Origin of the sequence: Aeromonas sp. FDAARGOS 1405 (assembly GCF_019048265.1) — a bacterium.
GTDB classification, from domain to species: Bacteria; Pseudomonadota; Gammaproteobacteria; order Enterobacterales; family Aeromonadaceae; genus Aeromonas; species Aeromonas veronii_A.
Genome location: NZ_CP077311.1, coordinates 1,065,313 through 1,078,346, shown reverse-complemented (window position 1 = coordinate 1,078,346; position 13,034 = coordinate 1,065,313). Strand labels below are relative to the sequence as shown.

Below are 13,034 nucleotides of genomic sequence, written 5' to 3'. Positions count from 1 at the left end.
CACAATATTGCCACTATGACGCTAACGAGAATCAAGATGCAGCAGCCTGTCAGCGGCCGTTTGGCCCACGCCCTCTCCTTCTTGCGCCATGATGGTCGCCACTTTGCCCAGTTTGTCTGGGGCCGTTTCCAGCAGGACAGATTGACGGTCACCGCCGGTTATCTGGCCTATGTCACCCTGCTTTCGCTGGTGCCGATGATCGCCGTGGTCTTTGGCATGATGTCCGCCTTCCCGGTGTTCCAGAGCCTCAAGCAGGCGATGGAGCAGTTCGTCTACCACAACTTTGTGCCGACTGCGGGAGACATGCTCAAGGAGTACATCGACGGCTTCGTCGCCAATGCCACCAACACCACGGCAGTGGGGATTGGGGCGCTGGTGGTGGTGGCGTTGATGCTGATCTCCGCCATCGACAAGAACCTCAACTACATCTGGCGTTCGACCCAGGGCCGCCCGCTGGCGCAGGCGTTTGCCATGTACTGGATGATCCTGACCCTGGGGCCCGTGCTTATCGGGGCCAGTATCGCCATCTCCTCCTACATCTTCTCGTTGCGGCTGTTTGGCGCCGAAAGCCTGTTCGGTATCGGTTATCTGCTGTTGCGCGGTTTGCCGTTCCTCTTCTCGGTGCTCACCTTCCTGCTGGTCTATACCGTGGTGCCGAACTGCAAGGTGCGGCTGATCCACGCCTTTATCGGTGCGCTGGTAGCGGCGACCCTGTTCGAGCTGGCCAAGCGCGGCTTTGCCATCTACATCACCAACTTCCCCTCCTATCAGGCCATCTACGGCGCGCTGGCCACCATCCCGATCCTGTTTGTTTGGGTCTATCTCAGCTGGCTGGTGGTGCTGTTGGGGGCTGAAACCACGGCCTGCCTCGGTGAATACGAGAAGCCAGCCAGTGAAGAGCTGGGCTAAGCCATCGCCTTGGCCACCCGTTTATTGGTAGCATCGACGACCGCCCCTGTGAGGGGGCGGTCGTTCTGTTTTGAGAGGAGAGGGATGTGATTGCACTGATTCAGCGGGTCTCCGAGGCCAGCGTGACTGTCGAGGGGGAGGTGACCGGCGCCATCGGTCAGGGATTGCTGGTACTGCTCGGGGTAGAGCAGGGGGATGACGAGGCCAAGGCCGACAAGTTGCTGCATCGGGTCAGTGGTTATCGCATCTTTCCGGATCAGGAGGGCAAGATGAACCTCAATGTCAGCCAGATCGGCGGCAGTCTACTGGTGGTCTCCCAATTCACGCTGGCGGCGGATACCAAGCGAGGGATGCGCCCCAGCTTCTCCTGCGGTGCTCACCCGAGCGAGGCCGAGCGGCTCTATGACTACTTCGTGGCCAAGGCCGCCGCCAGCGGCATCCCGGCCGCAACCGGGCGTTTTGCCGCCGACATGAAGGTGGCGCTGGTCAACGAGGGACCAACGACCTTTTGGCTACAGGTCTGAGGATGTTTCGTCCCGCGGTGTGACGTGGACGATCACGTTGATAAGCCCAGCGACCGGATAGGGGGTAGCCGGGCCAATCCACTGCTCGATCAGCGTCAGGGCGTGGGTTAGCTCCAGTTCGGTGCGCGGCAGCAGGTTGATGACCAGGGGGCCGGTCAGGCGGGGGGCCAGCGCCCGGTAGAGCCGCTCCTGAAACAGCAGCAGCGGGTTGCCATCCTGACTGAAGAGATCGAGCAGGATGAGGTCGTACTGCTGCTCGCTCTGCTCGAGAAAGGCGAGGGCATCGGCCTGATGGAGTGCCGGAGCGGCGCGTTCATCGCTCTCCTGATACTGGAAAAACTGCTGATAAATGGTCAGCACCTCTTCGTCGAGGTCGACGCACTCGTGGCGGGCATCGGGCCAGCGCTGACTCAGATGGCGGGTGAGATCGCCGCCACCCAGACCCAGTTCTAGGATCCGGGTGGCCTGCTCCGGCAGCAGGCAGGCGATGACCCGCTGATGAGGCAGACAGAGGGCGGCGGGGTCGGCGAGCGACATGGCGGATTGCACCACGCCGTCTATCTCCAGCCAGCGGTGCTGGTCATTTTCCTGTACCGTGAGGCGGCGCTGGGGTTTGACGCTGAGGTGCAACAAGTGATCGGCTTGGTACGCTTGCAGATTGAAGTCCATGAATTTGCACGGCAAGATGGTTTCCGACCAGTGTAACTCAAGGATGAAACTATGTACCGGGTAGTCACCCCTCAGACAGTCGCCGAGCTGGATGCCTACTACCAGTTGCGCTGGGAGCTTCTGCGTAAGCCCTTCAATCTGCCCGTCGGTTCCGAGCGGGACGAATACGATACGGTCGCCATTCACCGTCTGATGTTGGCTCCCGATGGTACTCCCATCGCTGTGGGCCGCCTCTTTATCGGCGGTGACGAGGCGCAGATCCGCTTTATGGCGCTGCGTCCCGAATATCGCGGCCAGGGGCTGGGCGCCAAAATGGTGGAGGATCTCGAGCAGCTGGCCCGCAGCGAGAAGGTGAAACGGCTGGTGATGAACGCCCGCCAGGAGGCGGTGGAGTTCTATCGCAAGTGTGGCTTTCTCGAAGTGGGGGGCGGCCCCGTCTCCTTTGGTCGGATTCCCCATCGCCAGATGATCAAATCCCTGAGCCCGTTGCAGACTATCCAGTACCGCCCGGAGTGGTGTCAGGATCTCACCACCCGCTGGTCGCGCGGGGTACCCATCAGTGAGAAGATGGGGATGCACATCAGCCACTACGACGGCCAGACCTTCCACCTCAAGGCCAATCTGGCGGCCAACTTCAACGTGCATGGCAGCATGTTCGCCGGCAGTGTCTACAGCCAGTGCGTGCTGGCAGGCTGGGGGCTGATCTGGTTGCAGCTTAAAGAGGAGGGGCTGGTGGGCGAGCCGGTGCTGGCCGAGAGCTCCATCAAATATCATGGCCCGGTCGATGAGGAGCCGGAGGCGCGAGTAGCCCGCGAGGGGATGCCCGCTGTGCTGCAGCCGCTCAAACGGGGGGAGCCTGCCACCTTCAGCCTCAAGATCCAGCTGTTCAGCGGCAGCAAGCTGGCGGCGGAGTTCTGCGGTCACTATGTGGTGCAGCCGCCCCGCCGTCCGGGCCAGTAACCGCGTCGTTTCCCCATCAAACAACAAGGCCTCATCATGAGGCCTTGTCTGTTTTTACCCTTGTTGGCTGTCGCTTGTCTGCCCGGCTTGGGTCTGCACTTGGGCCTGGTTTTGGGCTTTCGTTGCGGGAGCCGGTCGCCAGAGCGGGGCGCTGTTGCCTTGCGGCGGATAGCGTACTCCCACTTCCCAGCCGCAAGAGTCCTGCTTCTGCGGGAAGCTCCAGGCCAGCGTGGGTTCCGTCAACGGCCCGCGCCACTGGCCGAGCAGCTCGGCGCAGCGGTTGCCGTTGAGGATCCCCAGATCCAGCTGCCACTGCTCGTTGACCAGATCGATCCCACCTTGCAGCGCCAGCAGATGGGTGATGGTGGAGGCGCCAGCCTGCTCGACTTGTAGTTGCCCCTTGTCGATCTTGCCCTGCAGCTTGATGCGGTAGAAGGGGGTGTCACCCTCCTGCATCGCCTGCCACAGCTGTTCCGGCGTCAGGGTGGGCGGGGTCGCTCCCTTGAACCACTCATCCAGCAGCGGATCTATCTTTACCTTGTCCCAGAACGGCTCGTCGGCATCGAGGGCAAAGCTGCCCTGCAGGGTCTGGCGCCACTCGCCCGCCGTTTTGCCGTGTTCGGCTTGCAGGTCGGCGCTCACGTCCGCCTTGCCGGCAAAGGAGACCGGGGAGTGGAATAGCTTGCCCCATTGCTGTAGATCCAGCTTGGTCGCCTGCAGTTGGAGGCGGCTGCTCTGGCCCGGTTCGCGGCCCCACTGGCCACTCAGGCTGAGGGAGCCCTCATCCGGCAGCGAGCTGGTGAGCTTGCCCAGTTGCCAGGAGCTGGGGGTCAGCTCCCCATACAGTTCGCCGTTGCGGGCGCTGAGGCCATCCCACACCAGCTCGAACCACTTGCTCTCGATACGAGCACGGCCGAGCAGCGGGCCGGGTTGGTTATCGCGCAGGGCGAGATCGCTCAGATAGAGCTGCCAGCCGGTCAGCGACAGGGGCAGGGTATCGTCGAAGGAGAGCACCTTGAGCTTGTCGAACGCCAGCTTGCGGATATCGACCTGCTGCGGGCGCCAGCTCTGCCAATCCTGCCACCACCCTTGCGGCAGGCTGATATCCATGCCGCTCAGCGCCACGTCTTTCAGGGTCAGCTTCTGCTGCTGGCTATCGAGGGAGAGCTCGACATTGAACTCCCCTTCATAGGCCTTGCCCTGCAGTTCGCCGTCGATCTGCTGGGGCGAGAAGGCGAGCTTGCCCTTGATCTCCTCCAGCTGGAACAGGCCACGGCCCATGTCGCCCAGGGTGCCGCTCAGATAGCCGGTGGGCTGGCTGCCCGCCTGCCAGTTGAAGGCGGTGAGCTGGCCGCTGAAGTTGTTGAAGGAGAGTTCTTGATTGATGTCGTTGAGGCTGACGCCGTCCAGCTGACCACGATCCAGCGATACGCTTTGCAACGGGAAGCGCTGCGGGAAGCCTTGCTGTGTCAGATCCCCCAGCTCGACCCGCATGCCGCGCGCCTTGAGGTCATGCAGTTGCAGGGTGCGAGCGGGCCAGTCCAGCACCATGCCGGTCTCCAGCAGACCGTCAAACAGGTTGGTCACCAGCTTGTCGGTGCGCAGCACTTCTCCTTCCAGCCGTCCTTGCAGGTTGAGACGGGCGAAGGTGAACTGCGGAGTCTCCAGCTGGCCGATATTGAGGCTCAGGTTGGCCTGTGGTTGCCGTTTCGGGTCGATCAGCTCCCAGTCACTCAGGGTGGCATTGAGTCCACGCAGGGTCAGCTCGGGGCTCTCCAGACTGAGCCTGTCTATGGTGCTGTCGCTGATGGTGAGGGAGTGCACCGGCAGGCTAGGTAGCTGGTTGGGCAGCGGCAGCTTGATGGCGGGGCGAATGAGATCGAGATGGGCGATGCGCACGTCGCGGCTCAGCCAGTCGATGCTCTCGACCTCCAGATAGATCTTGTCTAGGGAGACCGCATCGCCGTAACGCACCTGCTCCGCCAGCAGGGTGTAGGGGTGCAGCGGGTTGAACACCAGTCGCCCTATGGTGACCGGCACGCCGGTCTGCTGGCTGATCCAGCTGGCGATGGGGCCTTTGGCGCGCTCGGCGTCGAACAGGCCGAGGGCAACCCAGACAAACAGCAGCAGGAAGGCGAAGGTGTAGAGCAGGCCGCGTAGCCAGGAATTCATGGGTGCTTTCCTCCTGTTTTGGGATGTGTTGTCAGGCGTTTGAGTAGTGGTCTCGCAGACCGAGCCAACGGCGAATCAAGGGTTCGACATGGCTTGGATGCCTATCCATGAGGACATGTGTCCATTTTCTGCATCTACCTCGATCAGGCATTGGAATAGTGATCCCGTAAGCCGAGCCAGCGCCGTATCAAGGGTTCGACATGACTCGGATGCCTATCCATCAGGAAGCGCGCCATTTTTTGCACCTGTGGAATAAGCGGCTGATCCCGCACCAGATCAGCGATCTTGAGGTCGGCCAGACCGGTCTGGCGGGTGCCGAGCAGTTCCCCCGGGCCGCGCAGTTCCAGATCGCGCTGGGCGATGAGGAAGCCGTCGTTGGTTTCCCGCAGCACCCCGAGCCGGCTCTGGGCCGTCTTGGACAAGGGGGCATGATAGAGCAGCACGCAGTGTGAGGCCACCGCTCCCCGGCCAACCCGACCGCGCAGCTGGTGCAACTGCGCCAGCCCGAGCCGTTCCGGGTTCTCGATGATCATCAGGCTGGCGTTGGGCACATCCACCCCCACCTCGATGACGGTGGTGGCGACCAGCAGTTGCAGTATGCCTGCCTTGAACTCCTCCATCACCCGCTGTTTCTCCACCGGCCGCATCCGGCCGTGTACCAGCCCGATATGCAGGCCGGGCAGCAGGTTTTGCAGCTCGGCGGCGGTATCCTCGGCGGCCTGACACTCCAGCACCTCCGACTCCTCGATCAGGGTGCAGACCCAGTAGGCCTGCTTGCCCTCGGTGCAGGCGAGTTTGACCCGCTCGATCACGTCGCCGCGACGGCTGTCGGGCAGCGCGACTGTGGTGATGGGGTTGCGGCCCGGCGGCAGTTCGTCGATCACCGAGGTGTCGAGGTCGGCATAAGCTGTCATCGCTAGGGTGCGGGGGATGGGGGTGGCGGTCATGATGAGTTGATGGGGATGCACCCCCTCACGTTCCCCTTTCTCGCGCAGGGCGAGGCGCTGATGCACCCCGAATCTGTGCTGTTCATCGATGATGACCAGCGCCAGACGCTGGAACACCACCTGCTCCTGAAAGATGGCGTGGGTGCCCACCACCATCTTGACGCTGCCATCTTTGATCGCGGCCAGCGCCTCCTCCCGTGCCTTGCCTTTCTGCTTGCCCGCCAGCCAGCCGACTCCGATGCCGAGCGGCTCCAGCCACTTGGCGAAGTTGATGGCGTGTTGTTCCGCCAGCAGTTCGGTCGGCGCCATCAGGCCCACCTGACAGCCGTTGCCGATGGCCTGCAGGGCGGCCAGCGCTGCGACCAGGGTCTTGCCGGAGCCCACATCCCCCTGCACCAGCCGCATCATGGGGTGGCTCTGTTGCAGATCCTTGCTTATCTCGGCTACCACCCTGCTCTGGGCGCCGGTGGGCTTGAACGGCAGGGCGCCGAGCAGCTGTTCGACCAGCGCAGGCGCCGGTTTGAGGGTGCGGGCCAGCTGGGTTTGTGCCTGAGCACGTACCTTGAGTACCGAGAGATTGTGAGCCAGCAGCTCCTCCAGTACCAGTCGCTGCTGGGCCGGATGTTGGCCGCTTTCCAGCAGCGGCAGCGCTACCGATGGGGGCGGGCGATGCAGCAGTTTCAGGGCGGCGGCCAGTTCAATCTGGTGGGGATAGAGGCCGGCGGGCAGCAGCTCCTCCACGCCATAGAGGTCGAGCTGGGCCAGCGCCTGATCGGTGAGGTTGCGCAGGGTGAGCTGGCGTAGCCCTTCGGTAGTCGGGTAGACGGGGGTGAGCGCCTCTTCGGTCTGACCGGCCTGCTCCTCGCCGAGCAGCTTGTACTCGGGGTGGGCCATCTCCAGCCCGTATTTGCCGGGGCGCACCTCGCCAAAACAGCGGATCAGGCGGCCCGCCGCCAGACTGTTTTTCTGGGCGGCGGTGAAGTTGAAGAAGCGTAGGGTGAGGGTGCCGGTGCCATCGCTGATGCGACAGACCATCATGCGGCGGCGCCCCATCACCAGCTGAGTGTCCTGGATTTCGCCCTCGACGGCGCCGTGCAGGCCGGGCGGCAGATCGCCGATGGGCCACACCTGGGTGCGGTCCTCGTAGCGCAGGGGAAGGTGGAACAGCAGATCCTGTACCGTGGCCAGCCCCAGCCGCTCGAGCTTCTCCAGCATCTTGCTGCCGACACCCTTGAGGCTATCGAGAGGAATTTTATCCAATTTCATCAATTAGATGCCCGAAAACACTGTAAATATGTCCAGATGATAGGGGTTGTTGAGGGGCCGATGCAAGCCGAGTTGCTGCTGGCAGGGCCGCCAAGGCGGGGGAAACGGCGGATATAACAAAGGCCTGCCGAAAACGGGAGGCCTTTGTGTGGTTGCCAACAGGCAAGGTGCGGGCGCATGGCGCCCAGGGTCAGATAATCCGCTTGAGCAGCAGATGGGCCTTGACCCGGTGGATCCGTCCCAGCAGCTTGCGCACCTGTTCCGGGTAGTCCTGGATCTGCTCCACCTGATCGAAGTGACTGATCCGCTTGGTGTTGGTCAGGATGTTCTCCCGCTCCGCGTTGAACTGGGGACGCAGCAGGTGGCGACGATCGTGCACCAGCAGGCCGTTCTCCAGATCCAGCGCCCAGGCGCGGGGGTTGAGGTTGTTGCCGGTGAGCAGGGCCCACTCGTCATCCACGAAGATCCCCTTGAGATGGTAGGAGTTGCGCTCGCAACACCAGAGCATCAGGTTGAGGCGACCGTCGTCGATGTGGCGCTGGTTGCGCTCGGCAAACTTGCGCAGGTTGGTTTCGTAGAGATAGGGCAGGCCACCGATGGTGGAGAACTTCTCTTCCGGCGGAATGAAGAAGTCGTTGGCGGTCTTGTCGCCCACTACGATGGTGACTTTGCAACCGCGCTGCAGCAGATCCTCGATATCCTTGCTCAACTCCTTGGGCGGGTTGAAGTAAGGGGTACAGATAAAGATCTCCCGCTCGGTGGCGCGCACCAGATTGCGGATCATCAGGTTGAGCTGATTGTTGCGCTTGCCCAGACCCACCATGGGGGTGACGGCCACCTCCTGGGTGTTGACCGGCATGGTGCTGAAGCGGTACTGGCTCTGGCGCAGGTTCTGCTTGAAGCGGCGGATCGGCCCCTTCAGCTGTTTGGCGCTGGGGATATCGCTGTGATCCAGTCGCTGCACCGCGTCGCTCTTCACGAACAGGTCATCCACATAGTTGACCATGCTGCGGGCCAGCTCCGGGCTGGTGATCTGGTGATAGCGATCGAAGCGGTAGCGATCCTGCTGGTGCAGGTAGATGTCGTTGAGGCTGGCACCGGAGTAGAGCACCACATCATCGAAGATGAAGCCCTTGAGGTGGAGCACGCCGAGCAGCTCGCGCCCTTTGACCGGCACGCCGTAGATTTCGATCTGGTGCTCGTGTTCGGCAGCCATGGCCTGATACATCAGGTGGTTGCCGCCCTGCTTGCCCTTGCCGATCAGGCCGCGCTGGGCACGGTGAAAGTCGACGAACAGCTTGATGTCGAGGGCCGGATTGCGCTGCTTGGCGGCGTAGAGGGCGGAGAGGATCTCCCGGCCTGCTTCGTCATCCTGCAGATAGAGCGCGACCAGATAGATGCGCCGGGTGGCACTGGCGATAAGCGCAAGAATGCGGCGTTTGAAATCCTGGGCGCTGTAGAGCACTTCAAACTGATCCGCTGCGACGGCGATCTGGGGCAGGCGCGCCAGCAGTTGTCGATAATGGGCCGATGAATGCATAGATAAACCTGAAATCACGGGGTTAAGCGTTCCACTCGGAGCGATGAATAGGCGATTCTAGCAATCTCGCCCTCTCAGCCAAAGAAAGAATCATCAGAAAGATGAAAAAGGCCTCACGAGTGAGGCCTTTTTGTCAGCATTTTGCCCTTGTCAGAGGAAGCTGTAGATGATCATCGCCATCACGCCGCCGGTGGTGCCGATGATGGTTTCCATCACGGTCCAGGTCTGCAGGGTCTGCTTCTCGGTGAGGCCGAGGTAGCGGTTGGCCAGCCAGAAACCGGAGTCGTTGACGTGGGAGAGCACGATGGCACCGCCGCCGATGGCGATGGTGACGGCCGCCAGCTGGGCACCGTTCAGGCCGAGCGGCTCCAGCATCGGCAGCACCAGACCACAGGCGGTCAGCATGGCGACGGTGGCAGAGCCCTGAATCACCCGTACCGCAGCGGCCAGAATGAAGGCCAGCGCGACGATGGGCAGACCGGAATCGGCCAGCATGTTGCCAAGGGCGGCACCCACACCGGAATCAACCAGCACCTGCTTGAACACGCCACCGGCACCGGTCACCAGAATGATGACGCCCGCCGGCTGGATGGCGCTGTTGCAGACGCTCATCACCTCGTCACGGGACATGCCGCGGCGAATGCCCAGCAGATAGAAGGCGGCCAGACAGGCGACCATGATGGCGGTGAAGGGGTGACCGATGAACTCCAGCCAGTTGTGCAGGGTGGAGCCCGCCTCGACGAAACGACCGACGATGGTCTTGAGGCCGATCAGCAGCAGCGGCAGACCGATGAGGCCCATGGCCAGCCCAAAGGAGGGCAGGGATTTGCTGTCATCGTGGACACTGTTCTGGGCATCGGCAGGCAGCGGTACATCGACGATCTTGCTGATGAAGTCACCGAACAGCGGGCCCGCCAGGATCAGCGCCGGTATGGCGGCGATCAGGCCGAACAGGATCATGTAGCCGAAGTCGGCACCCAGCTGGGAAGCGACCAGGATCGGGCCCGGCGCCGGAATAAGGAACGCCTGACAGGTGGCGATACCCGCCAGCAGGGCGATACCGATCTTCACTACGCTGCCGCCGCCACGACGGACGATGGCGAAGGCGACGCCGATCAGCAGCACCACGGCCACGTCAAAGAAGAGCGGCAGGGCGCAGACAAAGCCGGTCAGTGCCATGGCCCAGTTGGCGCGCTTGACGCCGAACTTGCCGAGCAGGGTGTGGGCCACCCGGTCGAGGGCACCGGTCACTTCCATCACCTTGCCGAACATGGCGCCCAGCGCCACCACTACCGCGACGAAACCGAGGGTGCCACCCATCCCTTTCTGGATGGTGGCGGCGATATCGGCCGGGTTCATGCCAGCGGCGAGACCCGCCACCATGGAGACCAAGATCAGGGCTACCACGGCGTGGAGCCGGGCCTTCATCACCAGGAAGAGCAGCAGCACAATCGAGCCGGCGGCTGTCATGATCAGGGAGAGGTCAGACATTGTTATGCGTTCCTTTTTCCAAGTTCAGTCGTGACACCTTGCCGATCCGTCGGCAAACCATATCTTTATGATTTATTTAGATTTATGGCAAGGGCTCAACATCATATGCCCAGGTGACTATGGGTTTGCTCAGTCTGTGGCAGACTTCACATTTTCAATCGTTACCGGTAACATGTTACCGGTAACGTGTTAGATTAGAACCCATCAACAGCTGGTTTTTTGAAAAGTGGGACAGAGGTCAAATTATGGCGGGTAAGTGCATTATCGTGATGGGTGTGTGTGGTAGCGGCAAATCCAGCGTGGGTCTGAAAGTGGCCGAAGCGCTGGGCGCCAAGTTCATCGATGGTGATGACCTGCACCCCAAGGCCAACATCCAGAAGATGGCTGGCGGCAACCCCCTCAACGATGAGGATCGTGCCCCCTGGCTGGAGCGGATCCGCGACGCCGCCTACAGTCTCGAGCAGAAGAACGAGACCGGCATCATTGTCTGTTCCGCCCTCAAAAAGAAGTACCGCGACCAGATCCGCGAAGGCAACGAGTCGGTCAGCTTCATTTTCCTCGATGGCAGCCAGCCGCTGATCCTCGAGCGGATGCGTGCCCGCAAGGGCCACTTCATGCGTGAAAGCATGGTACAAAGTCAGTTCGATACTCTGGAGCGCCCGGATGGCGAAGCCGGTGTATTCCACATTGATATAGACGGCACCTTCGAACAGGTGGTTGACCGCGCCGTCACAGCATTGGAGCAAGCCCAATGATTCATCAGGTAATTTCCGACGTCACCGCCCGCATCCGCGAGCGCAGTATCGCCCGTCGTCAGGCATTTCTGGCCCGCATCCAGCGTCAGGCAGAGCAGGGCAAGACCCGCGCCGCGCTGGCCTGCGGCAACCTGGCCCACGCCGTGGCCGCCTGCAGCAGTGACGAGAAGGGTCGCATTCTCGATATGACCCGCGCTAACGTCGGCATCGTCACCGCCTACAACGATATGTTGAGCGCACACCAGCCCTATCAGGGCTATCCGGATCAGATCAAGGCGGTACTGGCCGAGCTGGGCCACAGCGCCCAGGTCGCCGGCGGCGTGCCCGCCATGTGCGATGGCGTGACCCAGGGTCAGCCGGGAATGGACATGTCCCTCTTCTCCCGCGACCTAATCGCCCAGGCGACCGCGCTGTCGCTCTCTCACAACACCTTCGACGCCACCCTGCTGCTCGGCATTTGTGACAAGATCGCTCCGGGTCAGATCATGGGGGCCCTCTCCCACGCTCACCTGCCGACGGCATTTGTTCCTGCCGGCCCCATGGCGAGCGGCATCAGCAACGACGAGAAGGTGAAGGTGCGTCAGAAGTACGCCGCCGGTGAAGTGGGTCGCGATGCCCTGCTGGAGATGGAGTGCGGCGCCTACCACGCAGCAGGCACCTGCACCTTCTACGGCACCGCCAACACCAACCAGCTGGTGTTCGAGGCCATGGGCCTGATGCTGCCGGGCTCCGCCTTTGTGCACCCGCATAGCGAGCTGCGCCGCGCCCTGACCGCCGAAGCGGCCCGTCGTATCAGCGCCATGATCCCGGGTTCCCCGGCCTATCGCCCGTTGAGCGAGGTGCTGGATGAGCGCTCGCTGGTCAACGGTCTGGTGGCCCTGCTCGCCTCCGGCGGCAGCACCAACCACAGCATCCATATGGTGGCACTGGCCCGCGCGGCCGGTCTGGTACTGACCTGGGATGACATCAGCGATCTCTCCGACGTGGTGCCGCTGCTGGTTCGCATGTACCCGAACGGCCCGGCCGACGTCAACGCCTTCGAACAGGCGGGCGGCGTGCCCGGCCTGATGCGCCGTCTGGCGCAAGAGGGGCTGATCCACATGGATGCCACTCCGGTCTTTGGCGAGATGCAGGATTACCTCAGCCGTCCGGCACTGGTCGATGGCCAGCTGGTATGGCAGCCGGTGGGCGAGAGCGGCGACGCGAGCGTGTTGTCGCCTTCCGGTAGCGTGTTCCAGGCCACCGGCGGCACCAAGCTGCTGGCGGGCAATCTGGGCCGCGCCGTGGTCAAGGTCTCCGCCGTGGCTCCCGAGTATCGGGTGATTGAAGCACCAGCGCGGGTCTTCTCCTCCCAGCATGCGGTGGAAGCGGCCTACAAGGCGGGCGATCTCAATCAGGATGCCGTTATCGTGGTGCGCCACAATGGCCCGGCCGCCAACGGTATGCCGGAGCTGCACAAGCTGATGCCGGTGCTCGGCAACCTGCAGAAGGCGGGTTACAAGGTGGCGCTGGTCACCGATGGCCGTCTCTCCGGTGCCTCCGGCAAGATCCCGGCCGCCATCCACGTCACCCCGGAAGCGCTGCACGGCGGGGCCATCGGCCTGCTGGCCGACGGCGACCTGCTGCGGGTTGATGCGGTAAACGGCAGCCTCGACTGCCTGACCGATTTGAGTGGCCGTACCCAGGCCGAGATTGACCTCACTCCGGAACAAGAGGGGTGGGGCCGTGAACTGTTCAGCGTGATGCGTCGCGCGGTATCGAGCGCCGAGTGTGGCGCCACCATCTTTGACTAAGGAAGAGC

At 62.6% G+C, this 13,034-nt stretch carries 10 protein-coding genes; 5 read left to right on the top strand and 5 right to left on the bottom strand.

Features of this window, described 5'->3' with window-relative positions:
* Positions 1 to 36 precede the first annotated feature (36 nt).
* Together I6L35_RS05175 and dtd are read left to right on the top strand one after the other, a co-directional pair.
* Complete coding sequence (locus I6L35_RS05175; protein WP_005340664.1) at positions 37 to 909, top strand: virulence factor BrkB family protein; 873 nt, start codon at positions 37 to 39, stop codon at positions 907 to 909.
* Between the two features lie 86 nt (positions 910 to 995).
* Positions 996 to 1,433, top strand: a complete 438-nt coding sequence (gene dtd / locus I6L35_RS05170) for a D-aminoacyl-tRNA deacylase (protein WP_216979709.1) — start codon at positions 996 to 998, stop codon at positions 1,431 to 1,433.
* Here the strand turns inward: dtd and I6L35_RS05165 are convergent.
* A complete protein-coding gene (locus I6L35_RS05165; RefSeq protein ID WP_216980245.1) occupies positions 1,422 to 2,102 on the bottom strand; it encodes a spermidine synthase in 681 nt (226 codons plus the stop codon). The genes dtd and I6L35_RS05165 overlap by 12 nt on opposite strands.
* A gap of 51 nt (positions 2,103 to 2,153) precedes the next feature.
* On the opposite strand from I6L35_RS05165, the gene I6L35_RS05160 reads away from it, so the two are divergent.
* On the top strand, positions 2,154 to 3,062 hold the full coding sequence (locus I6L35_RS05160; RefSeq protein ID WP_139477767.1) for a bifunctional GNAT family N-acetyltransferase/hotdog fold thioesterase: 909 nt from the start codon (positions 2,154 to 2,156) through the stop codon (positions 3,060 to 3,062).
* Between the two features lie 54 nt (positions 3,063 to 3,116).
* Here I6L35_RS05160 and I6L35_RS05155 read toward each other — a convergent pair whose 3' ends face one another.
* From I6L35_RS05155 to gntU, 4 genes are all read right to left on the bottom strand, one after another.
* On the bottom strand, positions 3,117 to 5,234 hold the full coding sequence (locus I6L35_RS05155; protein ID WP_216979708.1) for an AsmA family protein: 2,118 nt from the start codon (positions 5,232 to 5,234) through the stop codon (positions 3,117 to 3,119).
* Between the two features lie 143 nt (positions 5,235 to 5,377).
* Positions 5,378 to 7,447, bottom strand: coding sequence for an ATP-dependent DNA helicase RecG (gene recG, locus I6L35_RS05150; RefSeq protein ID WP_216979707.1), 2,070 nt, complete (start codon positions 7,445 to 7,447; stop codon positions 5,378 to 5,380).
* Between the two features lie 190 nt (positions 7,448 to 7,637).
* A complete protein-coding gene (pssA, locus tag I6L35_RS05145) occupies positions 7,638 to 8,987 on the bottom strand; it encodes a CDP-diacylglycerol--serine O-phosphatidyltransferase (RefSeq protein ID WP_005342654.1) in 1,350 nt (449 codons plus the stop codon).
* 150 nt (positions 8,988 to 9,137) lie between these two features.
* On the bottom strand, positions 9,138 to 10,478 hold the full coding sequence (gene gntU / locus I6L35_RS05140) for a gluconate transporter (protein ID WP_216979706.1): 1,341 nt from the start codon (positions 10,476 to 10,478) through the stop codon (positions 9,138 to 9,140).
* 245 nt (positions 10,479 to 10,723) lie between these two features.
* Here gntU and I6L35_RS05135 point away from each other — a divergent pair, with 245 nt between their 5' ends.
* Together I6L35_RS05135 and edd are read left to right on the top strand one after the other, a co-directional pair.
* Positions 10,724 to 11,233, top strand: coding sequence for a gluconokinase (locus tag I6L35_RS05135; protein ID WP_005340649.1), 510 nt, complete (start codon positions 10,724 to 10,726; stop codon positions 11,231 to 11,233).
* Entirely contained in the window at positions 11,230 to 13,026 is a 1,797-nt protein-coding gene (edd, locus tag I6L35_RS05130; protein WP_216979705.1) for a phosphogluconate dehydratase, read from the top strand. Before I6L35_RS05135 ends, edd begins: the two co-directional genes overlap by 4 nt.
* The last annotated feature ends 8 nt before the right edge of the window (positions 13,027 to 13,034 follow it).

Coding starts and splice junctions, on each gene's coding strand:
- I6L35_RS05175 (WP_005340664.1), top strand. CDS start 37: ATGCAGCAGCCTGTCAGCGGCCGTTTGGCCCACGCCCTCTCCTTCTTG.
- I6L35_RS05165 (WP_216980245.1), bottom strand. CDS start 2,102: ATGGACTTCAATCTGCAAGCGTACCAAGCCGATCACTTGTTGCACCTC.
- I6L35_RS05160 (WP_139477767.1), top strand. CDS start 2,154: ATGTACCGGGTAGTCACCCCTCAGACAGTCGCCGAGCTGGATGCCTAC.
- I6L35_RS05155 (WP_216979708.1), bottom strand. CDS start 5,234: ATGAATTCCTGGCTACGCGGCCTGCTCTACACCTTCGCCTTCCTGCTG.
- recG (WP_216979707.1), bottom strand. CDS start 7,447: ATGAAATTGGATAAAATTCCTCTCGATAGCCTCAAGGGTGTCGGCAGC.
- pssA (WP_005342654.1), bottom strand. CDS start 8,987: ATGCATTCATCGGCCCATTATCGACAACTGCTGGCGCGCCTGCCCCAG.
- gntU (WP_216979706.1), bottom strand. CDS start 10,478: ATGTCTGACCTCTCCCTGATCATGACAGCCGCCGGCTCGATTGTGCTG.
- I6L35_RS05135 (WP_005340649.1), top strand. CDS start 10,724: ATGGCGGGTAAGTGCATTATCGTGATGGGTGTGTGTGGTAGCGGCAAA.
- edd (WP_216979705.1), top strand. CDS start 11,230: ATGATTCATCAGGTAATTTCCGACGTCACCGCCCGCATCCGCGAGCGC.